At 36.1% G+C, this 707-nt stretch carries 1 protein-coding gene; it reads right to left on the bottom strand.

Features of this window, described 5'->3' with window-relative positions; genetic code table 11:
- Window positions 1-707 (bottom strand): PorP/SprF family type IX secretion system membrane protein (locus OM075_RS26655; RefSeq protein ID WP_301193347.1); only part of this gene is annotated, 707 nt, incomplete at both ends.

Raw genomic sequence — 707 nt, 5'->3', positions numbered from 1 at the left:
TAAGCATTTTTATACAAAAACTGACCAGTAATATCTGTTGATGGCGGTGCACCTTCTACTACTTTATTGATAAAAGATGGTTTAAACTTTAAATCACTGCTTAAATCAAATACATATCCTGCCATTACAAAATAGTGACGACGAAGATCTGATACATTACTGGTTGTCATTTGGTCACCAGACAAATCTGTTTGTATTAATTTTGGAATAGAAAATCCTGCATACCATTTATTGCTATACAGATATAATCCCATACCCGCATTAGGTTGTAATTTTTTATCGTAATTACCACTAAAAGAAGCATCGCTACCATTTTGTACAAACACATCATTTAATCCAACATAATAGTTATAGATTCCTCCTTTAATACCCATGGACAGAATCATATTTTCTGAAACATTTACCCGATAGGCGTAGTTGAAATTGAAGTATGTATTATCAACTGGTCCGTAGGTATCTTTCACGATTGAAAAACCCAGGCCCATTTTATAATTATTTAATGGTGTATGCATCGTTAAATTATACGTACGCGGCGCACCATCTAAACCTGCCCATTGTAAACGGGACAATAATAATACATTCATCGCATTTCGGGTACCAGCATATGCCGGATTCACAGAAACGGTATTAAACATGTATTGAGTGTACAATGGTTCCTGCTGGGCCTTGACCTCTGCTTGTGACAATCCCAAAATAAGCAGTGCGCC

Source organism: Plebeiibacterium sediminum (assembly GCF_026013605.1).
GTDB lineage: Bacteria > Bacteroidota > Bacteroidia > Bacteroidales > Marinilabiliaceae > Saccharicrinis > Saccharicrinis sediminus.
This window is presented reverse-complemented; position numbering and strand designations above follow the sequence as displayed.